Annotated in this window: 23 protein-coding genes and 1 pseudogene; all 24 read right to left on the reverse strand. The window is 37.2% G+C overall.

Annotation, left to right across the window (positions count from 1 at the left end):
- Positions 1–9: 9 nt before the first annotated feature.
- The 24 genes and pseudogenes from BTR42_RS06340 to BTR42_RS06455 all read right to left on the reverse strand — a co-directional run bounded on the left by BTR42_RS06340 (position 10) and on the right by BTR42_RS06455 (position 24,513).
- Positions 10–867, reverse strand: coding sequence for a phosphate ABC transporter substrate-binding protein PstS (locus tag BTR42_RS06340; RefSeq protein WP_370289704.1), 858 nt, complete (start codon positions 865–867; stop codon positions 10–12).
- Between the two features lie 151 nt (positions 868–1,018).
- Entirely contained in the window at positions 1,019–2,329 is a 1,311-nt protein-coding gene (locus BTR42_RS06345; protein ID WP_077496891.1) for an RsmF rRNA methyltransferase first C-terminal domain-containing protein, read from the reverse strand.
- Positions 2,330–2,471: 142 nt separating this feature from the next.
- Positions 2,472–3,440 (reverse strand): hypothetical protein, encoded by a 969-nt coding sequence (locus BTR42_RS06350; RefSeq protein WP_231873043.1) that lies wholly within the window; start codon positions 3,438–3,440, stop codon positions 2,472–2,474.
- A gap of 208 nt (positions 3,441–3,648) precedes the next feature.
- On the reverse strand, positions 3,649–5,004 hold the full coding sequence (gorA, locus tag BTR42_RS06355) for a glutathione-disulfide reductase (protein ID WP_074657226.1): 1,356 nt from the start codon (positions 5,002–5,004) through the stop codon (positions 3,649–3,651).
- Between the two features lie 12 nt (positions 5,005–5,016).
- Entirely contained in the window at positions 5,017–5,349 is a 333-nt protein-coding gene (locus tag BTR42_RS06360) for a DUF6568 family protein (protein ID WP_167367609.1), read from the reverse strand.
- A gap of 116 nt (positions 5,350–5,465) precedes the next feature.
- Complete coding sequence (locus BTR42_RS06365) at positions 5,466–5,789, reverse strand: putative quinol monooxygenase (protein ID WP_077496898.1); 324 nt, start codon at positions 5,787–5,789, stop codon at positions 5,466–5,468.
- Positions 5,790–5,925: 136 nt separating this feature from the next.
- Positions 5,926–6,750, reverse strand: a complete 825-nt coding sequence (locus BTR42_RS06370) for a ZIP family metal transporter (RefSeq protein ID WP_009854260.1) — start codon at positions 6,748–6,750, stop codon at positions 5,926–5,928.
- A 108-nt stretch (positions 6,751–6,858) separates the two neighbouring features.
- Positions 6,859–7,416, reverse strand: a complete 558-nt coding sequence (locus tag BTR42_RS06375) for a DNA-3-methyladenine glycosylase I (protein ID WP_077496900.1) — start codon at positions 7,414–7,416, stop codon at positions 6,859–6,861.
- 17 nt (positions 7,417–7,433) lie between these two features.
- On the reverse strand, positions 7,434–8,192 hold the full coding sequence (locus BTR42_RS06380; RefSeq protein ID WP_077496902.1) for an inositol monophosphatase family protein: 759 nt from the start codon (positions 8,190–8,192) through the stop codon (positions 7,434–7,436).
- Positions 8,182–8,457: a UPF0223 family protein gene (locus BTR42_RS06385; RefSeq protein ID WP_009854263.1), complete on the reverse strand. Its 276-nt coding sequence runs from the start codon at positions 8,455–8,457 to the stop codon at positions 8,182–8,184. Before BTR42_RS06385 ends, BTR42_RS06380 begins: the two co-directional genes overlap by 11 nt.
- 142 nt (positions 8,458–8,599) lie before the next feature.
- Positions 8,600–9,004 carry a Spx/MgsR family RNA polymerase-binding regulatory protein gene (locus BTR42_RS06390; protein ID WP_003064911.1) on the reverse strand — a complete coding sequence of 135 codons (405 nt, stop codon included), beginning with the start codon at positions 9,002–9,004 and terminating at the stop codon, positions 8,600–8,602.
- Positions 9,005–9,046: 42 nt separating this feature from the next.
- On the reverse strand, positions 9,047–9,979 hold the full coding sequence (locus BTR42_RS06395) for a bifunctional riboflavin kinase/FAD synthetase (protein ID WP_306431370.1): 933 nt from the start codon (positions 9,977–9,979) through the stop codon (positions 9,047–9,049).
- Positions 9,980–9,994: 15 nt separating this feature from the next.
- A complete protein-coding gene (truB, locus tag BTR42_RS06400; protein WP_077496906.1) occupies positions 9,995–10,873 on the reverse strand; it encodes a tRNA pseudouridine(55) synthase TruB in 879 nt (292 codons plus the stop codon).
- A gap of 85 nt (positions 10,874–10,958) precedes the next feature.
- Complete coding sequence (locus BTR42_RS06405) at positions 10,959–12,314, reverse strand: DUF438 domain-containing protein (protein WP_077496908.1); 1,356 nt, start codon at positions 12,312–12,314, stop codon at positions 10,959–10,961.
- Complete coding sequence (locus BTR42_RS06410; protein ID WP_009854267.1) at positions 12,307–12,546, reverse strand: DUF1858 domain-containing protein; 240 nt, start codon at positions 12,544–12,546, stop codon at positions 12,307–12,309. Before BTR42_RS06410 ends, BTR42_RS06405 begins: the two co-directional genes overlap by 8 nt.
- An 82-nt stretch (positions 12,547–12,628) precedes the next feature.
- Positions 12,629–13,058, reverse strand: a pseudogene (locus BTR42_RS12970) (GNAT family N-acetyltransferase).
- A 51-nt stretch (positions 13,059–13,109) separates the two neighbouring features.
- On the reverse strand, positions 13,110–14,624 hold the full coding sequence (locus BTR42_RS06420) for a DUF2130 domain-containing protein (RefSeq protein ID WP_077496910.1): 1,515 nt from the start codon (positions 14,622–14,624) through the stop codon (positions 13,110–13,112).
- A gap of 80 nt (positions 14,625–14,704) precedes the next feature.
- Positions 14,705–15,301 carry a restriction endonuclease subunit S domain-containing protein gene (locus BTR42_RS06425; protein WP_077496912.1) on the reverse strand — a complete coding sequence of 199 codons (597 nt, stop codon included), beginning with the start codon at positions 15,299–15,301 and terminating at the stop codon, positions 14,705–14,707.
- A gap of 179 nt (positions 15,302–15,480) precedes the next feature.
- A complete protein-coding gene (locus BTR42_RS06430; RefSeq protein WP_077496914.1) occupies positions 15,481–16,872 on the reverse strand; it encodes an ABC transporter ATP-binding protein in 1,392 nt (463 codons plus the stop codon).
- Complete coding sequence (locus BTR42_RS06435) at positions 16,872–17,561, reverse strand: energy-coupling factor transporter transmembrane component T (RefSeq protein WP_077496916.1); 690 nt, start codon at positions 17,559–17,561, stop codon at positions 16,872–16,874. The genes BTR42_RS06430 and BTR42_RS06435 overlap by 1 nt, the downstream gene beginning before the upstream one ends.
- Positions 17,561–18,145, reverse strand: a complete 585-nt coding sequence (locus tag BTR42_RS06440) for an MptD family putative ECF transporter S component (protein WP_077496918.1) — start codon at positions 18,143–18,145, stop codon at positions 17,561–17,563. The genes BTR42_RS06435 and BTR42_RS06440 overlap by 1 nt, the downstream gene beginning before the upstream one ends.
- Positions 18,146–18,228: 83 nt before the next feature.
- Entirely contained in the window at positions 18,229–19,893 is a 1,665-nt protein-coding gene (locus BTR42_RS06445) for an ABC transporter ATP-binding protein (protein WP_077496920.1), read from the reverse strand.
- A complete protein-coding gene (locus BTR42_RS06450; protein ID WP_077496922.1) occupies positions 19,886–21,661 on the reverse strand; it encodes an ABC transporter ATP-binding protein/permease in 1,776 nt (591 codons plus the stop codon). Before BTR42_RS06450 ends, BTR42_RS06445 begins: the two co-directional genes overlap by 8 nt.
- A gap of 209 nt (positions 21,662–21,870) precedes the next feature.
- Positions 21,871–24,513, reverse strand: a complete 2,643-nt coding sequence (locus tag BTR42_RS06455; RefSeq protein ID WP_077496924.1) for an FtsX-like permease family protein — start codon at positions 24,511–24,513, stop codon at positions 21,871–21,873.
- Between the last annotated feature and the right edge of the window lie 6 nt (positions 24,514–24,519).

Here is a 24,519-nt window from a genome sequence, read left to right on the forward strand (position 1 = left end):
AACGTCTCCTTATTTTTCAGTTACTGTGCCATCAGCTGACTTAGTAACTTGCATATCATTGACTGAAATATAACCCATTTGTTCAACAATGCCTTTTTGAACTTCATCACTCATGACATAATCTAAAAATTCTTTTGTCAAGCCTGTTGGCTCACCTTTAGTGTACATATGTTCATATGACCAAAGTGGCCAATTATTTGTTGTTACATTTTCAGCAGTTGGTTCATAACCATTTAGACTGATTGTTTTCACAGAATCATCAACATAGGCAAAAGCAAGATATGAAATCGCACCTGGAGTCTGTGATACGATAGATTTCACCATACCATTTGAATCCTGCTCTTGGCTTTGTACGGCTGACTCACCATTCATAATAACACTATCAAATGTTGCACGTGATCCTGAGCTTGCTGCACGGTTAATAATTGAAATTTCCAAATCTTGACCGCCAACTTCTTTCCAGTTTGTAATTTCACCTGTAAAAATCTTTCGAAGTTGTTCTGTCGTTAAATTATCAACTTTGACATTATCGTTAATAATAACAGCAAGTCCAGCTACTGCTACTTGATGATCAACCAATTGGTCAGCATCGATACCGTCTTTTTCTTCAGCAAAAACATCACTATTCCCAATTTGGACTGCTCCTGATTGAACTTGAGAAAGTCCTGTACCAGATCCTCCACCTTGAACATTGACTGTTTTTCCAATATTGGCTGTTCCAAATTCATCAGCTGCAGCTTCAACAAGAGGCTGAAGCGCTGTTGAACCAACGCTGGTAATTGATTGACCTTTATCAATCCAACTAGCACAACCTGACAAAATGATAGAAACTGAAGTAATTAGCAGTAAAAAGCTAAGTTTTTTCATTTTTTTCATTTGTGATTCCTACTTAATCTTGAAAATAAAAAGTAATTTACATGAAGTGTTACAAATACCTCACAAAGAAATAGTAACATATCAAGCAGGCATTTGCAAAGTGCTTTTCTTCCTATTTAACATAAATTGTATCTGTAACAGTTTACGAATAAAAACGCAGTCCCTTAGGGAAGTAATTTTTCAGAATATTTCCAGTAATTTTGGCAAAGCCTATGCCATTGCCATTTATCGACACCAGATACCAGCCATTTTGAATTGGCTCTTCCAATTTGACAATATTTCCAGATGCATAAACCTTGAACTGTTCTATATCAATTTTCACGAACTGTTCTACGTCATCAGGTGATAATGAAAGCCCCAAAGCAAACGAAGGTTCAAATCGATTTTTCTTAAAGGTTCCCAAATGAAGCCCATTACGTACGATTTTGAGTTTTCCTAAGTCTGGCAAACCTTCTGGCAATAGATAAAGATTATCTCCAAAAGTTTGTAAGATTCCTGCTAAATCAACTTTGATATGTTGCTTTGCGAAATCTTGCCAAAGTTTTAGTTGAGCCTTGGTAAGATTGGATTTTACAGGCTTAACAGAACGTGCTTCTGCTGTTCTTGTATCACGTAGTTTTGCAACAAATTGCCCTTCTCCTTTAAAATGATGTGGGTACATGCGCGCAACTTGTGGCAAATCTATCCCTTCCACCATGCCATTTATTTTTTCAATATCAACAAGTTCCAGATAATCATACTTGTCTAAAAGCCACTTAACCACTCCTTCGTTTTCTTCTGGCGACCAAGTGCATGTTGAATAAACAAGCGTTCCACCAATGGCTAACATTTTCATGGCTTCTTCTAAAATTTCTTTTTGAAGCGTAGCACATTCTGCAGGATAGTCCTCATGCCAATATTGCGTGGCTGCAGGGTCTTTACGAAACATTCCCTCACCTGAACACGGTCCGTCAAAAACGATAAGGTCAAAATAGTATTTGAATACTTTGGCAAGTTTTTGTGAACTTTCATTGGTAACAACGACATTTCGAGCCCCAAAACGTTCAATATTTTCTACGAGAACTTTACTACGCTTGCTAGAAATTTCATTACTGACTAAGACGCCAGTATTATTCATATAGCTAAGCAAATGCGTCGATTTGCCACCTGGTGCTGCTGCTAAATCAAGCACGCGCATATTTTCCTGTGGTGCTGCGACTTGAGCAACCATTTGTGCTGCTGGTTCCTGCGAATAAACAAGCCCTGAAACATGTTCTGGAGACTTGCCAGAAACCTTGCCATAATGCCCCCATGGTGTGTTAGGAATTGGGGTATCAAATGTCTGTTGAACATTTTTTAGAGGATTCACACGAAATCCTGAGATAGCTTCTTGGTCAAATGTCGCTAGAAAATCATCTGCTTCATCTCCAAGAATATTACGGTATTTTTCAATAAATTTTTCAGGTAATAACATACTTATATGATAACAATTTCACATACCAATTACAACTATCGCGCGGCTTTTTAAAATAAAAAAGCTAAGGTTTATTGCCTTAGCTTTGCTGTCCTATTTAGTATTAATCTACTATCGTATAACTTGATTAAGTTGTGAAAAACTAATCCTTGCCCAATTTGATTTCTGGGAAATGCTGTGCAACATATTCGAACATCGGTTGAAGTTCGCTGTCAGTCGTTTTTCCAATATTTTTAATTGAAATGCTTTTCTGCTTTTTATTTTTTGTAATACCGATAAGCATTGAATTTCGTCCAATTGTAATAAAAGTCCGTTTGATTTTAATGACATAATGATAAAGTTGTTGAATATCATTTAAATCCATGATAGCAAAGGCACCATAGTAAGAAACCAAATGGTGTCTATAAATAGTAAGTTTTAATTTATCGTTAGAATATCCTGCTATATCTTGCAAATGTTCAATCGAACCATTTAGCTCAGGATATTCTGCATAAAACTCGCTGAAAGCTTTAGTCGTTTTTGCTTTGGTTACAAAACTTAGAACAATTAAAAATACTCCGATTCCACCAATAATAACCGCGACAATATAATTGACTTGTTTATCACTATTTGCAGCTGATAACGACAAGTAAGAACTATAACTAAACCGCTCCCCTAAATCAGTCGTTGGCTCGACAATCGTTTCCATGGCACTTGAATAACTGGTAATGCCATTGGAGTTATTATAATTAGTATCAAAATACTTAACCATCAATTGTTGTGGGTGCTGACTCAAATCACTCCCTTTTGAAATCAGAGTCGCAATTTGCTGATCATCCTCTTTTGCCTCCACTCCAACATAACCATTATCATAGGCAATCAACCAAATAACCGTGTTGTGTCCGTCAATATCCGCAATTGGTTCTTCATAAATGCCATACACATTAACCACAACCATTGCCCCATTGTCTGCGGATGTGTTTTCACCATTAAAAACTTGATTTTTTGCCGATAAAGCTGTGACAGTATTATTTCTGTAATTAACAATAGCAGTCACTACACCGCCAGCTAAAAAAATAATCCCAATCACCAAAGTGACGATAAAATTTCGGTAATGATTTCCTTTCATCATAATCCTCCCAAATACATTTTGAAATGTGCTCCCTTATTTAGGTGAATTCTAACAAATCTTTGTTTCTAATTTGATGACATAACGATTTAATTTTAATTTCAAAATTGCATAAAAGGAATTACATGCCAATCATTAACATACTAAAAAGCTTGAAACAATTACGTCTCAAGCTCTAGTCATGGTATTACAATACTTTCCTACATCAAAACTATCTCATCGTCACAAATTCTTCTGCTCCTGTTGGGTGAATGGCTACCGTATTATCAAAATCTTCCTTGGTAGCACCCATTTTGATAGCAACTGAGAAGCCTTGAATCATTTCATCGACGCCATAGCCGATTCCATGCAAGCCAATGATTTTTTCATCTTTTCCAAGAGTAACTAGCTTCATCTTACTTGGTTGACGATGACTGCCTAAAGCTGTGTACATTGGTGTGAAACTTGAGCGATAGATTTTGATTTGTTCTTCGCCAAACTCTGCAATGGCTTTTTCTTCTGAATAGCCGATTGAACCAATTGCTGGGTGACTAAAAATAACAGTCGCTACATCTTTATAATCCATTTTAGCATTTGGTTTGTCATTGAAAAGACGCTCTGACAGCTGACGACCTGCCTTGACAGCAACTGGTGTTAATTCCAATTTACCATTGACATCACCAAGAGCGTAAATGCCGTCAACTGATGTGTTTTCGTAGTCATCAGTTTTGATAAATCCTTTATCATCAAGTTCTACACCCGTCTTTTCAAGACCAAAACCAGTAACATTTGCCTTACGACCAATTGCCCAAATAAGCGTGTCAACTGTATAAGTCTCACCATTTTCCAGAACCAATGTCAAACTATCATCATCATTCTTGATAACTTCTTTAGGAATCGAAAAAGTGTGCAACGTTGGACCATTTTCAGCCATAGCATCCACCAAAGTATCAATGATTTCCTTATCAAAAGTTCGTAGAGGACGCTCACGGCGAACAAAAAGATGCGTTTCTGAACCGAGTGCGTGCAAGACACCAGCTACTTCCACGGCAATATACCCTGCACCGACTACCGCAGTACGTTTTGGCACTTCATCTAACTCGAAAAAGCCGTCCGATGTGATACCGTATTGCGCCCCAGGAATATCGGGATAAAGCGCATGACCACCAGTAGCAATTAAAATATGCGGCGCTGTGTAATACGTTCCTGCCACTTCCACAGTATGTGCATCAACGAAGGTCGCATAATCATAGACACGTTCAACACCATTATTATCAAAACCGCGTTCGTAAGAAGCATGAATACGGTCAATATAGGCTTCACGATTGGCTTTCAGAGTTTTAAAATCAAAAGAAGTTTGACCAACTTGAAAACCGTATTCACTAGCGTAGGTGTTTAGCGTTTCAGCTACCTGTGCGCCGTACCACATGACTTTTTTAGGAACACATCCTAGATTGACACAAGTTCCACCGACTTCCTTTGCTTCAAAAAGAATGACTTTTGCGCCGTGCATAGCAGCACGATTAGCTGAAGCAATTCCGCCAGAGCCACCACCGATAACAATGTAATCATATTGTTTTACTTCCATACAGTCTCCTAATCAATGCGTTATAAAATCTAAAATAGCTTCTTCTGATAAGGATGAATCGCAGACAACTTTCACATGACCTGATTCGGCTACCAAAAGCCCTGGAACTGTTGGAACATCATAAGTTGTGCGAAGCTCTTGCGTGTCTGAATCTTGATTTTCACTATTTAAGAAATGAACAGTTAATTGATTATCTTTCGCCACTTGCGTTAGTTTTGGCTCAAAACGGCGACAATATGGACAAGTCGGACGTCCGATAAAAAGAATAAAATTGTCCGCAGTTTGAAGTTGTGCATTAGCCTCCTTGGCTGAAATAGGTGTAAAATAATCTGCAAATGTTGTCATAACAATACCTCCAAAAATATTACCCTTATCATATCTCATACGAATAAATTTCTCAACTTTCTGATTCGAAAATCAAAAAGAGGATTGATTTTGCCCAATCCTCTTATCGCATGTCATTATTTTCGGATAAATTCACTATCAACTTCGCTATCATCAGACACGTAACGTTCTACGGTCATGTGTAAGTCGTATTTTTCTCGAAGTTCAGCTAGAGTGTCCATCATTGGTGAAGCATGATGCACGTCAATGGCTTTCTGATTTTCCCAACTGTCAATTAACAAAACCGTTTCAGGGTCATTTGCTGGAAAGAAATAATCATATCTCAAATTTCCTTTTTCGGCTCGAATTGCTGCTGCCGTACCTGATTTTTCCATTTCTTCCATGAATTTTTTAGCATTGCCATTAGTACCCTTGTAATACAAATTAACTGTAATCGCCATAAAATCACCTTTTCTAGTCTTTTCTTTATTTTATTACATTTTGAAAACATTTCCAAATGATATGCACAAAACCAGCAAGCCCCTAGCGAATGTCCGCTAGGGGTAATCAAAATAAACTTAGCATTCCACGCCTACATTATCCCAAAGCGACGTCCATCACCATCATAATGACAAAACCAACCATCAGTCCAAGTGTGGCAATATCGGTATTGCCGTTGGTTTGCGACTCTGGAATAAGTTCTTCGACAACGACGAAAATCATGGCACCAGCCGCAAAGGCAAGAGCATATGGGATGATTTGTAGCATGACAATAACAAGAGCTGCTCCTAAAACAGCACCGATAGGCTCTACAATCGCAGACATCGCTCCCATAAAGAAAGCACGCCAACGTGAACTACCGTCAGCACGAATGGGAATGGAAAGCGCCGCCCCCTCAGGGATATTTTGTAGCCCAATACCAATCGCAAGTCCAATTGCTCCGATAAGAGCCGCATTCGTCATGTTGCCAGACGCTAGCGCTCCAAAAGTAACACCAACAGCTAAACCTTCTGGAAAATTATGAATCGTAATAGCTAAAAAAAGCAAAGCTGTTTTAGATAATTTTTTCTTTGGTTGAATCCCTTCTGCCTCCGAAACATCTTTTCCCAAGTGCAAATGTGGAACCAGGGCGTCAATTAAGCGTAAACTAAAACCACCCAACAGAAAACCAATCGCTGCTGGCAGCCAAGCAAGTTTACCATAGTCTGCGTGTGCGTAATCAATAGCTGGCGCCAACAAGGACCAAAAAGAAGCCGCAATCATAACTCCAGCCGCAAATCCCATCATTACATCAAGCAATTTACGACTAACTTTTGTAAAGAAGAAAACAACAGCAGAACCAAGAATGGTACATCCCCATGTAAACAATCCTGCTAACAAGGCTAACAAAACAACGTTTTGTGTCATCAGCCAATCTATCATAAAAAGTCTCCTTTTAAATATTTATCTATCTCATTAAAATCTTTTCTGTAAATTTATTTCATTGTAACAAAAAGTACCAAAAAAACCTAGTGATTTCACTAGGTTATACTATCGATAATCACAATTAGCGAGATGGTCGTTAACAATACCAACGGCTTGTAGGAATGAGTAGGTAATAACGGGTCCAACAAATCCAATGCCACGTTTTTTCATGTCTTTGCTTACTCTCTCTGATAAATCAGACACCGTCGGCACATCTTCTGGCGTTTTCCACTTATTATCAATCTGCTTGCCGTCTGTAAAACTCCAAAGATAGGCATCAAAAGAGCCGAATTCTTTTTGAATTTCTTGCACAATTCGAGCGTTCTTTCGAACACTAAAAATCTTATTTCGGTTGCGAATCAAGCCCGAATTTGACAATAATTGTTCCAATTCATCATCTGACATTTTAGCACAGGTGTCAATGTCGAAATCATGAAAAGCACGGCGATAGTTTTCACGTTTGTGCATGATTGTTTTCCATGACAAACCAACACTTGCCCCTTCTAGGCACAGCATCTCAAATTGAAATTGGTCGTCATGTGCCACCTTACACCATTCGTTATCATGGTATTCTTCTAAAATATGGTCACCTTCGTACCATGCGCGGCATTTTCCGTCAGTCATTGACAATCCTTTCTGTATCAATCCAAATAAGTTTGAATCGTTGATAGTTTCTGCTTAGGAACAAACATCACTTTCTGGCGTGTTGCAAAATCTGGCTCTTTTCCGTCAAGTGTTAACAAAACATAGCCTAATTTCTCTCCCATGATTTTTGCCGCAGCATAATCCCATGGTTGAATATATGAGAAATAAGCTAACAATTGCCCTGTCATAACATACGCCATACTAAGACCAGCTCCGCCATAAACACGAACACCTAATGTCTGGTCAATAAGGTCACGAATTCCACAATAATTGCATGAAAACATACTAGCATTGCAGCCGATTAAAGTTCGTTTAAGCGCCACATCTTGGTAAGATGTAAGTCGTTTGTCATTGGCATAAACGTCAAATTGTCCACCACCGCTATACAAGATGTCGTTAGCAACATCATAAATCAAACCAAACTGCCCTTTGCCATTTTCGTAATAAGCAATCATTACCGCAAAATTAGCCCCTTGAACAACAAAATTGACCGTACCGTCAATCGGATCTAATACCCAAACATTGCCGTCTGAAATAGGATGATGAATATTATTTTCTTCAGCCATAATATTGTCATTAGGATAAGCTTGCTTAATCTTAGTAATTAATAATTCCTGAGTTGCCTTATCAAGATTCGTCACCAAATCATCAAAACGCGTTTTTTCTTCAATTTGCAGGTCCTGAACCATATTATCCTTGATAAAGTCCCCCGCAGCACGAATTAACGCTTTAGCAAATGTAAACTTATTTTCCAAGAGAAATATATCCTTTCTCCTTAGCTTTTGCGGCTTTTACAGCTTGATAAGTTGAATAACCACTGTTTCTCTCAAATTCACGATCAATTTGCTTTTCTTGCGCCTTACTCTTCACAATGGTTTTAAAAATAGCATAGCTGTCCAAGATATCTTTTACAGAAACCTTTGTTTCATAAGCGGCTTCAACTTGATTCAAAAAATGAAGCACTGAGGCAATTTCTTCAGTGCTCCAAGACAAATCAAGAGGATAGCTGTAATTTTTCATCTTAAGATACCAAAAACTCTCAAATAACTTGAATCATCAAGTTATTAAACTAACAAAAAGCAATCTCACTTTTTGCTTTCTGACAACTTTGCAGTGCACTAGTCTAGCAAAATCATCAGAAACTAGTTTGAGTTATTCCTTTCTATCCTTCAATTTCTGCTTTTATGGTTGCTTGACGCAATTCTTGTTTACGATAATCTCGTGGCAGAAAGGCACGAATCTCGTCTTCGTTAAATCCGATTTGCATTCGCTTGTTATCTAAAATAATCGGACGACGCAATAATCCTGGATTTTTTGAAATCAAATCAATCAAGTTTGAAACAGATAATTCATCAACATCAACATCTAATTTTTGGAAAACTTTAGAACGTGTTGAAATAATATCTTCTGTTCCATTCTCAGTAAATGCCAAAATCGACATTAATTCTTCACGACTGAGAGGACTGGTGATAATATTATGCTCTTGAAATTTCACGTCGTGTTCATTTAACCAAGCGCGAGCTTTTCGGCAGCTCGTACAACTTGGTGACAAAAATAAAGTAATCATATAACCACCTCTCCCATACTGTTGCTTTTATTATACAAAATTTTAAGGAACTTGGCTATCTTTTTTCCAATTTGCAGCAACTTCCTTATCAGATTTCAATTGTTCAATCAATTCATCAGCGCCTGCAAATTTTACCATATCGCGGATTTTATCTAACCAGATTATTTCAACTGTCTCACCATAAATCTCATCTTTGAAATCAAAAATATTGGCTTCCAGACGTAATTCAGTACCACCAAAGGTGACATTTTTACCAACACTTGTCATGGCGCGATAAGATTTTCCGTTGACAATAACATCGGAAACATAAACGCCGTCTCCAGGTAGAAAAACGTTATCAATCGGCGCTAGATTAGCCGTTGGAAAACCAATAGTTCGCCCACGCGCATCACCATGTACGACAATACCACGCGTGCTAAAATTGTAACCTAATAAACGATTAACTTCTTTAATATTGCCATCAAAAATCAACTGACGAATTCGTGTTGAACTAATTTTTTCACCATTATCTTGAACTTCTGGCACAACGACAACCTCACCGTTGAATTGCTGTGCTAAATCAATAGCATCTTTACGGTCGTGTCCGAATTTATAATCAAATCCGACAACAATTGTCTTAGCACGCAACTGTTTGATGTAGTTTTCTAAAAAGTTTTTTGCAGAGAGTTTTGAAAAAGTTGACGTAAAATCAATCAAATACAGATAATCAACACCATATTCCGCAAACTTATCATAGCGCTTTTCAGGCGAGGTTAAACTAAGCAATAAATCAGACGTAAAACGTGATAGAGCAAGACGTGGAGACTCATTAAACGTTAGGACAGTTAGTGCTAAATTATCACGTTTAGCAATCTCTTTTGCTTTATCAAATAATGCCTTGTGTCCTCGATGAAGCCCATCAAAGTATCCTAATACTAACACACTATCTTTGGCATTTGTTATGTCTTTGTAATCTTTTATTCGTTGAATTTCCATTTTTTCCATTCTAAATCAGATAAATACTTTATGCGGTTTGTAAAGGTCATCTCGCGGCTCAAGAATTGCCACCAACTTATCCTCATAAAATCCCGCAAGTTGTTCATCTTGTCTATCCAAAGCAATTTTTCGTCCAAAAGAAATCTCTATTTTTTGGTCTTCGGTCAAATCAACACGTGGTAAATCCATAACGCCGTATTCGACAGGAAGAAGAAATGAAAAATCTTCCAAAGCTACTTTATCAGCGATTTCTGCCAAAGTTAAGGCATTTTCTAGTCGTAAACCAGCTGAAGCTTCGCGTTCCAAATACGACATATGACTAGCGTAGCCAAGTTTTTTTCCTAAATCAACTGACAACGTACGAATATAAGTTCCTTTACTACAAGCCACTTCAAAATCAAAATAACAACAATCATCTTTAAATTCTAACGGGCTAGTGCGTTTGAAATCATGGATTGTCACATGGCGTTCAGGTCGCTCAACTGTTTGACCAGCGCGAGCATATTCATATAATCGTTTGCCGTTGACTTTAACTGCTGAGTACATAGGAGGAATTTGAGTGATTTCGCCGATAAAACTTCTCAAAGCCAAGTCAACTTCTTCTACTGCTACATCACTAACTGGCGTTGTCTCAAGACGTTCACCACTAGCATCTTCCGTTGTTGTCGAATACCCTAGACAAATCTGCCCACGATAAATCTTGCCAGCTTCTGTCATGTATTCAATCACACGTGTTGCTTTACCAACAGCAATTGGCAGAACTCCAACAACGTCAGGGTCTAGCGTTCCTCCGTGACCAATTTTCTTTTCATGCAATATTTTTCGAAGCTTAAAGACTGCGTCGTGACTCGTCATTCCTGCTTCTTTTTTTAAATTAATAATTCCGTTAATCATAACCTTTATTATAACTTTTTTTACTAACAAAAGACAAGCTAAAACACCATTATGAGAGTTTTAGCTATATTCTTATCTATTCTGTTTAAATGTCGCGATTGTTATCGCTACCTAACTCAAAGAAATCTTGAATTTCTTGAACGTATTCTAAGACGCCTTGAAATTCACCATTTTCATCACGAACAGCAGCGTAGGTGACATGAACAAATTTACCGAGTTTTTCTGACTTGAACCACATCACAACTTTATCTCGTTCACCAGAGCGCAAAAGCGTAAAAATTTTCTTGACTTTATCTAAAACTTTTGGTGGATGACAAAGCTCAACATGGCGTCCAATCTGACTTGGTGTCCGTTTAAAAATCATTTCATCTGGTGCTTTACTATCGTTGTAATATTGGAAAATATCATCTTTATTGACGAAAGTGATTTCTAATGGTAAATGATTGAGAATGAGATTTGCTTGTTCGACTGATAGGTAACCGTTACCGAATGGTTGTTGACTCGTACGGTCAAAACTTTGACTTTCCTTTTTAGGTGTAAAACTAATAGTGAACTGCCCTTCTGGCGTATCAATGACTTTGGTCAATTGATTATCAGTTGTTGAATTTTCTTGACTATCTTCTGTTTGGTTTGTCGAATGCGCAAGGTCTTGTTTTGTATCCTCAAAATTTTCACGATGAGGCTGCCATTTAGCTGTTGGTTTAACAATCGCATAACCATAAGCATCACTTTCTTCGGCAATCGCAAGCCAATCGTCTTGAGTTAACGTTTCTAGTAAAATCATTAAGAGAATAGCTTCTTCCTTGAAAATCATTTCCTCGAATTCTTTTGCGAATGCTTCAAAGGCTGAAGAAATTTCCTCGTTTGTTAGGTCAGGTAACTGCTCCACAGCAGTTTGCGCTTTTTCAAAAAGTGCTCTAATGTTATCATCAACACCCCACATGACTTTTGGCGGTGCATCATGCCCATATCGTTCCATCACTGGGAAAAAGAGGTTTTCTTTACGATTATAATGATTCTGGAATTGCCCTAAAAGACTCATCTGATGCTTCAATCCACGAATCAAATCTGGACGAAATTCCTCGTTTTCAGCCTTTTCATAATTTTCGATAATACGACGAATGCGTAACATGGCAGCACGTAAAGCAAGATTTTCTTGTTTAAAAACATAGACTGGATGCCCTTCTTGCTCCGCATCTGGCACATCAACATCTGAGATAGCACCTTTAAAAAGATTAGCATGAACATTACACAAGCTCATGACATCCTCAAAAGTAATGCCAGTATCAGTCCCCATTAGCTCATGTTCCATCATTGAGATTTCCAAGGCTGACACACCTGTAAAATGCTGGTCAAAATCCTCTTGAACAGACTTAGCATCAGCACCATGATGCAAACGTAACAGAATATCTTTTAATATTTCAATACGATTTTCAGTCATAACTGCCTCCAATCACTTCATAACCATTAAATTCAAGTGTTCGTTGAATTTTTTCAAGTGAAATATTAGCTAACTTTGCACCAGCTTTTAGAGACGTTACTTTCCCAACTGTGTTTAGCATGGCAGGTTTTGACAATGGCTTAAACCCCAAATCTACCAAAATCTCCTTCACTTCTGGATGTTCCTTAATCGTCTCAGCGACTGGTTTTGATAAATCTATAATATTGTTCATAATAATTACCTCAATATTTGATAGCTTTATTATAACACATCAGACAAAGTGACAATGATTTTGAAACTATTAACAATTAACATTATTTTAGATAGAGAGAATAACCACGACTAGCTTGCTTGAAACCATAATTTTCATAAAAACGATGAGCTATTTGTCGTTCTAAAGTATCCCCACTATTTAGCGCTAAAGCGTGAATATTTTCAGATAGTGCACGATTTTTGACAGCATCTATCAAGGCTGTCGCAACACCCTTACGGCGATAGTTTTGTAATACTGCCAGAATAAGAATGATAGTAGGCACCTTCATTTTCAAAAAATAACATTTTAGCATAACCAATCATCCCAATGATTTCATTGTCATCAACTGCGACTAAAAGATGGTAATCAGGATGAGAAAGAACTGTTTTTAATCGTCTAACCAATTCAGCTTCCTTGACAGGATAGCCAAGTTCAGCATAAAGAGGGGATAACTTTTCAATATCTAATAGTTGAGCAGGTCTAATAATCATTTTCAGTCCTCACACATTTCAGGAAAAGAAACAACACCACATTGAAAGGCCCTATTCTTCTTTTAACGCTTCAAATTTGGCACGCATGGTTGGATTTTTTCGTGTTAATTTTTTGACGGAAACATCGTCTAATTTATTGTTAGCAAGGCGGAGCTGATTTTCACTAGTTGTCAAAAAACGCTTGACTTCTTCCATGCGGCGGATTGATTTATCAATTTCATCAATGGCTTTTTTGAAGTTATTACTTGCTGAAGTATAGTTCTTAGCAAAAGCGTTTTTAAAGGTTTCAAGGTCATCTTCAAAGTGTGTGATGTCAATATTTTGTTCACGTACCAAAGCTAACTCTTGCTTGTATTTGAGTGAGTTGAGCGCAGCATTTCGCAAAATACCAATCAACTGAATGAATAACTGTGGACGGACAACGTACATTTTTTCATACTCATGACTAACGTCAACAATACCAGTATTAAAGTAATCATTGTCTGCTTCTAGCATGGTTACTAAAACGGCATACTCACAATTTTTCTCGCGACGGTCTTTGTCTAATTCTTTATAGAAATCTCTATTTTTGTGCTTCGTTTTTGTTTCATCCGCTTCATTTTTCATCTCAAACATGATGGATAGTATTTCAATACCATTTTCGTCCGTTTCACGATAAATGAAATCCCCTTTTGAACCACGACTTGATACTTCATTGTCTTTACCGAAAGTGGCATTTGGAAAAGCGTAAGCACGAACCTTGTTAAACTCCGTTTCAGCATAGACTTCTAAACTTTCTCCGATAGCTTTTGTAGATTGTTGCGCTTTGAAATTTTTGTAAAATTCCACCTGCTCGTTAGCCGCTTTTAGTTGCGCTTCATAGTCACTCTTGACAGAAGCTAAGGATAATTCTGCCTCTTTTTCTTGAAGAGCTAGTTTTGATTTGGCATCATCACGTTCTTTTTCAACAGCCGCAACGGCTTCAACTAGACTGTTTTTGTTTTCAAGCGATAAACGTTCCAGTTGATTTTGAACCTCAACCAATTCCTTATCTTTCTTAGATAACGCTTGACTTAGTTCTAGCTCTTTTACGGAAGATAAATTTTCTAATTGTACTTTAAGTTCTGTGATTTCTGTTTCTTTTTTACTAAGCGCTTGCTGATTTTCTAAGGTAAAAGATTGTTTTAACTGCTCGATTTGAGCGGATAAATCTGACAATTCCTTATCTTTTTCGGTCAACGCTTGTGTCAATTCAAGGTCTTTTACGGAAGTTAGATTTTCCAATTGTACTTTCAACTCAGTGATTTCTTGCTCTTTTTGACTTAAAAGGCGTTGGTTTTCTAAGGCTAGTGTCTGTTTTAGCTGTTCTAGCTGCGTGGTTAGCTCGCTGATTTCTTTATCTTTCGCGCTAGCTTGCGTTTGCAAATCATTTTTTGATTTTTCTTCTAGCAAAGCCTTTTCTTTTTCAAGACGGTCGTGGATTTCTTTATCAAATTCATTGCTACGGACTTGTGCTAAAAGCTGACTATACTCTGTCTCATTGATTGTAAAAACAGTTCCGCAATGCGGGCATTTAATATTATTCATAAATTCCTCACTTGAATTTTCTAATTATTACCATTATAGCAAAAAAGAAGCTCAATTAGCTTCTTTTACTTATGCCTATATTAAAATAAGTTTTTTTCAACCTCGCTACGAATACGTTGCCATTCTTGTTTTGCTCTTTTTAGTTTACGTTTATAGTCTTTCAAACCTTGTTCGTATCCTTGAATTAAATAGGCTTGGCGAATCGAAGGAATCTTTGGTATTTCAATACTAATAATTTTTTGAGTATTTAAATTCATCACATTCTTACCAGTATTTGTCTCATCTAGTAGTGCTTGTCCTAAATCAGATGCCAAAAACAGTCTGATATAACCACCTGAAATATCGCTGGTAGGACGTAAAACAGTAATGTTAGCCGAAGCAATTACTGGTTCATCTTGTTCAGCAAAAACAGCAATTTTTTTCACTGTACCTTTAGAAGCGATTAACACATCTCCTTCTTGCAACAGATAATGTGAGACACTTTTTTCATCACAATCAATTTTCTTTAAGTGAGCATAGTCAATCCCCGTGTCGTTCATGTCGCTTAAATTAATTACAGAAATATTGCCACTATCTCCTAATTTTGAAACTGCCTTACCTTTAAAATGTTCTGTAATCTCCTTTAAAGGAATCTTAGCAATCTTATTTGATTTGTAATTTTCAACAAGTTCGTTCATAACTATCTCCTTTATACTTTAGTATTATAATACTAAAACTATTTTTTGACAAGTAAAACGGTCTATCCCTAGACCGTTTTTAATTAGATTAACAACAAGAAATCAAAACTTGCAGAGGAATCTTTTTCTACAAAACCATTGACTTCAAGTCTCTGTTAGTAACTTTATTTGCCACTATCTTATTCATTCGAAATATAGTTTGCAAAATCTAGTTGATAGTCACAAACAGTCGTGACTAATTCTTTATCGTGTGTGATAACAAGAACGATTTTTCCTGCTGCTTTTAACTCTTGCAAAAGTTTCCCAACAGCTAACATATGCTCGTAATCAAGACCGCTTGTTGGCTCATCAAAGATGAAAATTTTCTTATCTGATAGCAAAGCATTTCCGATAAGAACACGTTGTTGTTCACCACCTGATAAAGATAGCGGATGACGTTGTAACAAGTCTTGTAAACCTAAATTATCAGCAATTTTTTGATAATTCTTTTTCTGCTGATTGCCAAGAAGCAACTCTTTTTTAACACTATCTGAAAAGAGTTGAAGGGAAATTTCTTGCCTAACGTAAGCTGTCTCTTTAAGACGTTCTTTTTCTGAAAGGGAACGTCCTGCAAGAGAAATAATGCCATTTGACTTATTTAAACCAGAAAGAAGCTTTGCAAAACTTGATTTTCCAAGACCATTTTGCCCAAGAATAGCTATTATTTTCCCAGCTGGAAAAGCTAAACGACTTATAGCCCCCAAAGATTTTTTCCCTGCTGTCAGCGTAAGCTCGTGTACCTGAAGGCTATCTTGAGCAGGCGTTTCTGGTAATGTTTGACTCGCAAAAGAAAGATTTTTGCCACCACGTAAACCAAGCTGATGACGCTTATCTTCGCTTAGGGGTAGCCACTCCTTACGTGACCAAGTATGAGTCACCTCACCATTTTCAAAATACAGATAGGTATCACCTAAATCTTTTAAGAAATCTAGACGGTGCTCAGCTATCACAATCGTCACTCCGAGTGCTTTTAAAGCTTTAAGATGTGATTTTAACCTTTCGACGCTTGTTTGGTCTAAATTGGCACTCGGCTCATCTAGTATCAAAAGTTGAGGATTTTGCATGTTAGCTGTCGCAATGGCAACACGCTGCTGCTCCCCACCTGAAGCGTTTAGTAAATCATAATTCAACAACTGTTCAAGATTAAATAACTCGGTTGTTTGCTTTAGACGACTTTGGATGTCAGTTTGAGCAATCCCTTGGTTTTCACAAGGAAAAACTAGCTCGTGTTCAACTTTGCGGTGGAAAAATTGTGTGGCAGGATTTTGAAATACAGAGGCAATTTTTTGCGACATTTCTTCGACAGAATTTTGCCCTGGTTGCATGCCAACAACTTGAATGTCACCTTCTAATTTACCTTGATAGTATTCGGGTACTAAACCATTCAATAATCTTGCAAAGGTTGTCTTACCACTACCGCTTTTTCCACAGAGCACCAAACATTCCCCCTTAGCAACTTGGAGAGAATCGATTTTCAGACTTAATTTCTTACTGTTCAAATAAGTGAATTTAAGATTTTTAACGGAAATCATCACAATGTCACCCCCGTTATGAGAGCTAATACGAAAATAACCATAAAGCCATAGGCAGCATAATCAACTAAGCCAAATCGATAAGTCACATAAGAAGTCTTTCTTTTTTTACTAGCGACACCTTTTGTCATACTAGCAATTGTCAAATCTTGTGCGATACGAGTAGCATTCATCAGCAAAGGCACTAAAATATATTCAAAAAACATCAGCGGATGACGAATAATCATCCAACGACTCGTAAAAATTCCTCTGATTTTTAGGCTATCACAAATCATTCGGTAATGCTCTTTTATCGTTGGTAAAAATCGCATCATGACGGCAATAGCGATTAAAAGTCCTTCTGGCATGTGCCATGTACGCATAGTGACGATGAATTCATGCACCGAACCCTTTAAAATACTACCACCAATCATAAAACAAGGTAAAAATCTACGCCCACCAACTAGAAACAAAGCAATATAAGACGTCACATACTCTGGCGATAATAGATAATCTTCTAAAATAATCAGTGCTAAGAACGGAATGACATAATATAGCGCTCTTTTTCGATCACCTTCAAGAAAAAACAATATTCCTAAGCTAATCATTAAAAGGCATTCATAACCGTCAGAAATATGAAGCAGCAATAAAATATTGGTAAAAAAGAGCAAGATTATTTTAGTGCGAACATCAATAGTAACTGTATTCATTACTCTACCATACCAGCTTTATTAAAGTGTTTTTTAAGCATATATTGTCCGAATAGACCGCCAAGTAAACCACCGATAATGATAGTTAAAGAAAGCCAAGCGACGTTTGAAAAATCGAAATTAACCATTACTTCATTGATATAACTTGTGTCTTTTCCAATCGCAACCAAATGTTCAATATAAGCGTCTCGAACAACCCACATCATAATGACAGGACCTAAATTTCCGAATGAAAAGATAATATAAGAAATCAAATTGTAAAGTTTATTTTCATATTTACCAAATTTTGCAATGATATCCGCTAAAATACCGCAAATCAAATTTGGAAGGAACGAAAAGGCGAAATGTCCTGACATAAAGAAGAAAACGGAAATAACAGCTGACATTAGTATTAAACAACCAAATTTCTTTGTTTTAGCAATTAAGAGCATATAAACTGTTCCTGCCAACAAAGCAATGAAAGCTGGCGCATATTTCATATTTGCACTATACGCCAATAGAACAGATAATAATGTTCCTAAACATAAAAAAACAAAATAAAGTGCTGTATAAATTCCTGTTGTAATAATATCTTTAGTTTTCAAAATAACTCCAATCTATATAAGCTGTCTCGTTTTAAGACAGAATTTTTAAATTTAGTATTAAAATACCAACATATATTCATATGCTATATCTGGGTCAAGGTTTCATTTTCAACTTTGTAAATAACATCGCTAGCTGCTACTGTACTCAAACGATGAGAAATAAGGAAAACATAACCTTTACAATGTTCACGAACAACTTGTAAAAATGCTGCCTCGTTAAGTGAATCGAGGTTACTTGTTGGTTCATCAAAAATGTAACAATCAGCATCTTTTAGTAAAGCTCGTGTCAACTCTAAACGTTGTAATTCACCTGCTGAAAATATCGTTTGCTCGCTGTTTAAGAGCGTATCTAACCCATTCTTAGTTGACAAAATCTTGTCTTTAATGCGACATTTTGCTGCCGCTTCTAAAATCATGTCATCTGTAATATCTGGATTGCCAAGTGTCAAATTATCACGAATACTTTGGCTGAATACTTGAGGAATTTGTGGAATATAGGCAATACGATTTTGAATATCACGTGCTGCCAGAGTTGAAAGTGGCTTATGATTCACTAAAATTTGTCCTTTAGTATTATCATACCATCTCATGACAAGCTTCATCAGAGTGGATTTTCCAGAACCAGATTGTCCAACTAAACCAATGATTTTATGATTTTCAAAAGCAACTGACAGGTGATTGAAAATGCTTTGATTACGATTCTCATACGCAAACGAAATATCTTCTAAGACAATACTATCTATTGTTTCATCAAAGATTTGACCTGATTTATCAAATTCTTTCTCATCTAATAATTCAAAAACTTGACGAGCTGCTGTCATCGCCCGTTTAAAGCCAAGTGGCAGGCGACTCAATTCCAAATATGGCGCAAATGACGTTGAAAAGACAACAATAATTGTTGTTGCAGAAACAAGAGAAATTTGTCCTTGGTTTGCTTGTGAGATAGCCAAAACTGCTACTAGCATGATAGCTAATCCAATTACTAGAAATGATAGACTTGCTTGCAGGTGCTGTGCTTGTGCCACCTCTTTTTCACGCGCATTAACCGATTCGCTTTCTTTATTTAAGTGTTCCAAGTCTGATTTAATTTGCCCAAACTGCAGCAATTCTTTCATGCCATGCAAACTGTCCGAAAAATGAGACATATAAGCTTTGCGTGTTTGTGACTGCTTCTGCAATAATGGTTGTAACTGTCGTGCCTGTGCTCGTGGTAGGAAAATCGCTAAAATCGCATAAACCAATAAACTAATCACAGCAATCACAGGTGAAACTGACCAGTAATAAACCGCTAAAATAATCGTTACTAGACTGGCTGTCATTACTGGTGGAAGGGTGTGAGCAAAGAAAACTTCCATTGCTTCAATGTCTTCACCAATCATTTTTAGCATGTTTCCGCTATCTTGTTGATCCAATTTTGTTGGTGCTAAACGACGTAGTTTTGCAAAAACCATGCATCTAAAATCGTAAAGTGTTTTAAAGGCGACATAATGCCCAAAAAAGTGCTCAATGTAGCGTAAAATACCCCGCATGAGCCCCAAGGCAAACAAGATAACCACAAAAGAAAAGTGCGGTGTCTGACCTTCTAAAGCTTGCCAAGCTAGACGAATGACTAAACTTGGAATAAGAATGGTCATCAAAAATCCCAAAACAGCTCCGCCAACTGCTAAAACATATTGTAGCCATAAGCCTTTAACCAAATTTGCAAGACGTTTAACAAGTGTTTTTGTTGATAATTCTTTACTAGCCATGTAAAATCGCCTCCAATTCTTCTTGTGTTGACACGAGTTTCTTAAATTCCGCATTAGTTGTTAATAATGCTTCTGGTCGCCCAAGTGAAATGGTGCGCTTGCTATCAATAAAAAGAACTTGCTCTGCTTGTAAAACTTGCTTCATTTTATGTGAGATAACCAAAACAATGGCATTCTGAGCAGTTAATTTAATGTAGTCATAAAGCAATTGCTCGTTTTCACTATCAATACTTGATGTCATTTCATCAAAAATATAGATAGGACGTTTGGCAAGGAGAGCACGGGCACAAATAATTTGTTGGCGTTGACCTGGTGACAAAAGATTTCCATTTTCTCCGACCACGGTTTGCAATCCTTCTGGTAAATCTTGTAAGAAAGTCATGAGGTGACGTTGATTCAACCAAGTCAGCAACTGCGCCTGAGACATATCTGTCGCTAGAGCAAGATTCTCATAGATTGTTCCATTAAATAGATATGATTCTGGCGATACATACATCACACTTTCTTTGACAGCATCCAAACTAACATCCGCTAAATCTTGTTGACCAAAGAAAATCTTTCCTTCTGATACCGATAATTGTTTTTGAAGAAGTTTCGCAATAGTCGTTTTCCCACGACCACTTTCACCAGCGACAGCAAAAATTTTCCCTTTAGAAATTGTAAATGACAAGTTCGATAAAATCTTAGTATTGTCATACGAAAAGCTGACATTATCAAAACGAATTTCTTTAATATCAGTTGGTAGCGATGCTTTGCTTTCTTGAGAATCATCTACCGCTGCGCTATCTAAAAAAGTGTAAATGCGGTCAGCCATTTTAGTATTCATCATTACCAAGTGCATACCATAGCCCATTTCACGAATTGGTGCAAAAAATTCGGTTGCAATGAGAACGAAGAAAATCAAACTAAACAATGAAAGATGACCGTGTGATAGTGAAACGGCTGCTGCAAATCCTGAAACCCCGACACCAATGTACATGACACCGTCCATATAACCAACAGATTGCAATTGAAACTTCAACAATTCCATGGTTGATTGACGAAATTCTTCCGCTTTTTCAATAAATGTCTTTTCATAGCGTTCGTCAGCATCATAGGTGTAAAGAGTATTCATTCCCTTTAAATCATCCATAAAAAGATTACCAACGTCCATATAAGTCGCCCAATAATGGTTCATAATCTTTTTAGAACGCTTTTGCATCAAAATAATAGACACAGGAATAAACGGTAGGCTGACTAGAAAAATCAAACCACCAATAGGATAGATAAACGCAACTAATAATAGAACCGTTGCACAATTAAAGTAAGCTCTTAACGAAATTGTTAAGTAGTGGTTGAAATAAGTGTCCAAGGTGTCAATCCCTTGCGATGCCACATTCATGATATCAGCAACAGAAAAGTCCTTGTCGTCGAATTCACCACCATGATTTTGAAACGCTTCAAAAAAAGCTCCTTTTAAATGATTACGAGCATATTGTGAAGCTGTTCCTTGATAATTTTTAGCTAGCAATGATACAGCAAAACCGATAGCGCTTAGTATCAATAGCTGGCAAATAAGAGTAATGAGTGAGATTGCCTCACCTTTATATAAGTGCTCTACACTTTTCGCAATCAGGAAAAATGAGAGAATACGCATTAAAAATTGTATCCACGACAAAACTGCCGCGATATAAAGATCACGTTTATACGGACCGACTTCTGACTTCAAGCGACTAAGCAACATCTTCCGCCGTTCGCGCGATATACGCTCTTGTTGATTCTCAGCCATAACAGCTCCTTTCTGATAAACAGAGCCACTAGGACATTAAGAAATTAGGAGGACAATTTATCTGACGTTTGTCGCCCAATCTTAAAAAGTCCTCAGCTCATCATATGATTTTTAATCATATATTCGTCATTATACCATAAAAACGCTTTAGAATTAATAAATTATTCACAAATTTTACAAAGAAAAAACAGGCAAAAGCCTGTTTAGTATTAATCTACTGATTTCAACGCTTCTAGCATATCAACTGTTTTTAGGATATGATTAACGAGCCAGCCTAATGCTAATAGAATGATAACAATAACTGCAATTGGTATAACGTAAATATCCCAACCGACGGTTGTGCCAAACATAATACTATCCGAACCAATCATTCCCATAATCACTTGGTGAAGGTATTTCCCGCCAATTAAGCCGACAATGATACCAATTAAGGATAGGCTGATTGTTTCACGATAAATGTACATTGTCACTTCTTTGTCATAGAAACCAAGAACCTTAATAGTTGAAAGTTCACGAATCCGCTCTGCAACATTGATATTCGTCAAATTGTAAAGAATAACCACGGCAAGCAAGATAGAGACCACAATTAAGATTGTCATGGCACCATTTAAAGAGGCAACGACAGATTTAACCGTTTTAACTAGCGATGAATTTTGGCTGACAGCTGAAACACCAGACATGGCAAGTAATTTCGTTGAGAGCTTTTCAATATTACTGCTAGAATCATTTTTCAACGTTACCAAGTAAGCATTATCATTAGGTGTTTCTCCGAAAATCTTTTGATAAACTTTCTGTGACATAAAGAGATAATGCCCGACATTCATTTCAGCTACTGCAGCGACTTTCACGGTATGTTTTTTACCATCACTGTCTTTCAATGTAAAGCTATCGCCAGCCTCCACATGATAAAGCGAAGCTAATTTTTCTGATATGATAATACCATCATCAGATAAGGTCAGACTATCGCCACTCGAAGCATCTTTCAAATGAATAAAATCACCAAAATCATCACCGCTGCTGACCATAATTGATACGGTCTGTTTATCGGTTAAACCTGAAATTGTTTCTGATAAAGTCGTAAAATAGATACTTTGGTATTGCGATACTTTATTTGAATCCATGAAATTTTTGACTTCTTGATTTTCACTACTGCTGTTATCATCGTTTTTAACGACAATCATGTCATACGGCATTAAATTAGTGAACTGATTTTCAATAACATTTCCTAAGGATGAGCGAATACCAAGTCCTGCAAAAAGCAGAGCGACCGAACCAGCAACCCCAAAAATCGTCATCAACATTCGTTGCTTGTAACGGAAGATATTGCGCGCAGTAACTTTATGCGTGAATGATAAACGACGCCAGATAACTCCAATACGTTCCAAGAAAATTTTAGAACCTTTGACAGGTGGCTTAGGTAGCAACAGCTGTGCTGGTTTTTCACTTAGTTCATTTTTAGCAATGAGAAAGGCAGGTAAAACCGCACTAATCAAGGCTAAGACTAGGGCAATCGCTGTGTAGTTCCAATAGAAATAAAGATGAGTTTCACCAAGCGTTGTGTCACTGGTTACAATCTGTGCGATAATACGTGATAACAAATAGTGCCCAGCAACTATTCCAAGAACAGTTCCAATCATGCTGGCAACAAAACCATAAATAACAAATTTCTTAATAACATCAGAATTACTGTAACTAAGCGCCTTGAGAATTCCAGAATTGGTGCGTTCTTCATCAACAAAACGGGTCATTGTGGTAAATGTCACCAGCGCAGCGACGACATAAAGCACGACAGGAAAGATATTCCCAATGCTGCTAATACTTGACGTACTAGATTCATAAGTCTGATAACCTTCTCCCCCTGGTAATGTCGAGCGTGTGTATGACGTATAAGTCGGCTCTGTCATGGCATCAATTTTAGCTTGCGCTTCTTGAATTTCGCTTTCGCTCTCTGTAATTTCAGCTTGTGCTTGGTCAATTGAACTTTGTGCGGCAGCTTGTTGTTCAGCAGACAAACTAGCAAGAGCCGACTCCTGCGCAGCCAATTGCGCTTTCGCGCTATCAACCTTTTCCTGATTAGCATCTACTTCTGCTTGTGCATCTGATTTTAGACTTGCCAAACGTTGCTCAGCATTATCAGAGAGTAAATCATCTAATTCATCTTGCTTATCTGCAACTTTTTGCTTGTAACTTTCTGAAAATGGATTTAACGTTTTTAAATCGTCGTAACGAATGCGAGCAATCGTGTAAGTATCTGTGTCAAAAGCCGATTCTGTAACGACAGCATAATTTGACAAAGAACCGTCACCAGCCGTCGAAGAACCCAAGCTTGTCGTTGACAAAATTTCAGATGAATTCACAAAACCAACGACTTTATAGGTGGTATTTTTTAAAATTCCATCCTCATCTGATTGCGTAAAGCTAATCGTATCGCCAACTTTATAATCATCTTTCATCGTTGAAGCAAGCGCAATTTCGTCAGATGATTTTGGAAGCCTTCCTGATACAAGTTCGTAGGTAGAAATGCTTGTGCTTTTTGAAAATACACGAATAGCATCATCAGTATTCTTAACGGTAACATCTGTCAGATAACCATATTCAACATCGGCATTTTTAATACTATCTAGTTCTTCTTTGTCATCATCACTAAAGCCGTAACTTGCAATGACAGACAAGTCCATTGTATTATGTTTTTTCAAATATTGGCTAGCAGTTGCCTGCATGTCAGGTCCAGTTACTTTCAAACCAACGAAGGCAAACGCACCCAACATCATCAAAAGCATAATGGATAAAAAACGTCCCTTTGAACTGCCAAATGATTTTCGGATATCTTTCCAATAAGTCTTTTTCGCCATCTTCTC

The sequence above is a fragment of the Streptococcus gallolyticus subsp. gallolyticus DSM 16831 genome (assembly GCF_002000985.1).
Taxonomy (GTDB): Bacteria; Bacillota; Bacilli; order Lactobacillales; family Streptococcaceae; genus Streptococcus; species Streptococcus gallolyticus.

What these genes read in the sequence shown, in the direction of transcription:
- BTR42_RS06340 (WP_370289704.1), bottom strand. Translation starts at nt 867, where the DNA reads ATGAAAAAACTTAGCTTTTTACTGCTAATTACTTCAGTTTCTATCATT.
- BTR42_RS06345 (WP_077496891.1), bottom strand. Translation starts at nt 2,329, where the DNA reads ATGTTATTACCTGAAAAATTTATTGAAAAATACCGTAATATTCTTGGA.
- BTR42_RS06350 (WP_231873043.1), bottom strand. Translation starts at nt 3,440, where the DNA reads ATGATGAAAGGAAATCATTACCGAAATTTTATCGTCACTTTGGTGATT.
- gorA (WP_074657226.1), bottom strand. Translation starts at nt 5,004, where the DNA reads ATGGAAGTAAAACAATATGATTACATTGTTATCGGTGGTGGCTCTGGC.
- BTR42_RS06360 (WP_167367609.1), bottom strand. Translation starts at nt 5,349, where the DNA reads ATGACAACATTTGCAGATTATTTTACACCTATTTCAGCCAAGGAGGCT.
- BTR42_RS06365 (WP_077496898.1), bottom strand. Translation starts at nt 5,789, where the DNA reads ATGGCGATTACAGTTAATTTGTATTACAAGGGTACTAATGGCAATGCT.
- BTR42_RS06370 (WP_009854260.1), bottom strand. Translation starts at nt 6,750, where the DNA reads ATGATAGATTGGCTGATGACACAAAACGTTGTTTTGTTAGCCTTGTTA.
- BTR42_RS06375 (WP_077496900.1), bottom strand. Translation starts at nt 7,416, where the DNA reads ATGACTGACGGAAAATGCCGCGCATGGTACGAAGGTGACCATATTTTA.
- BTR42_RS06385 (WP_009854263.1), bottom strand. Translation starts at nt 8,457, where the DNA reads ATGAAAAATTACAGCTATCCTCTTGATTTGTCTTGGAGCACTGAAGAA.
- BTR42_RS06390 (WP_003064911.1), bottom strand. Translation starts at nt 9,004, where the DNA reads ATGATTACTTTATTTTTGTCACCAAGTTGTACGAGCTGCCGAAAAGCT.
- BTR42_RS06395 (WP_306431370.1), bottom strand. Translation starts at nt 9,979, where the DNA reads ATGGAAATTCAACGAATAAAAGATTACAAAGACATAACAAATGCCAAA.
- truB (WP_077496906.1), bottom strand. Translation starts at nt 10,873, where the DNA reads ATGATTAACGGAATTATTAATTTAAAAAAAGAAGCAGGAATGACGAGT.
- BTR42_RS06405 (WP_077496908.1), bottom strand. Translation starts at nt 12,314, where the DNA reads ATGACTGAAAATCGTATTGAAATATTAAAAGATATTCTGTTACGTTTG.
- BTR42_RS06410 (WP_009854267.1), bottom strand. Translation starts at nt 12,546, where the DNA reads ATGAACAATATTATAGATTTATCAAAACCAGTCGCTGAGACGATTAAG.
- BTR42_RS06420 (WP_077496910.1), bottom strand. Translation starts at nt 14,624, where the DNA reads ATGAATAATATTAAATGCCCGCATTGCGGAACTGTTTTTACAATCAAT.
- BTR42_RS06425 (WP_077496912.1), bottom strand. Translation starts at nt 15,301, where the DNA reads ATGAACGAACTTGTTGAAAATTACAAATCAAATAAGATTGCTAAGATT.
- BTR42_RS06430 (WP_077496914.1), bottom strand. Translation starts at nt 16,872, where the DNA reads ATGATTTCCGTTAAAAATCTTAAATTCACTTATTTGAACAGTAAGAAA.
- BTR42_RS06435 (WP_077496916.1), bottom strand. Translation starts at nt 17,561, where the DNA reads ATGAATACAGTTACTATTGATGTTCGCACTAAAATAATCTTGCTCTTT.
- BTR42_RS06445 (WP_077496920.1), bottom strand. Translation starts at nt 19,893, where the DNA reads ATGGCTAGTAAAGAATTATCAACAAAAACACTTGTTAAACGTCTTGCA.
- BTR42_RS06450 (WP_077496922.1), bottom strand. Translation starts at nt 21,661, where the DNA reads ATGGCTGAGAATCAACAAGAGCGTATATCGCGCGAACGGCGGAAGATG.
- BTR42_RS06455 (WP_077496924.1), bottom strand. Translation starts at nt 24,513, where the DNA reads ATGGCGAAAAAGACTTATTGGAAAGATATCCGAAAATCATTTGGCAGT.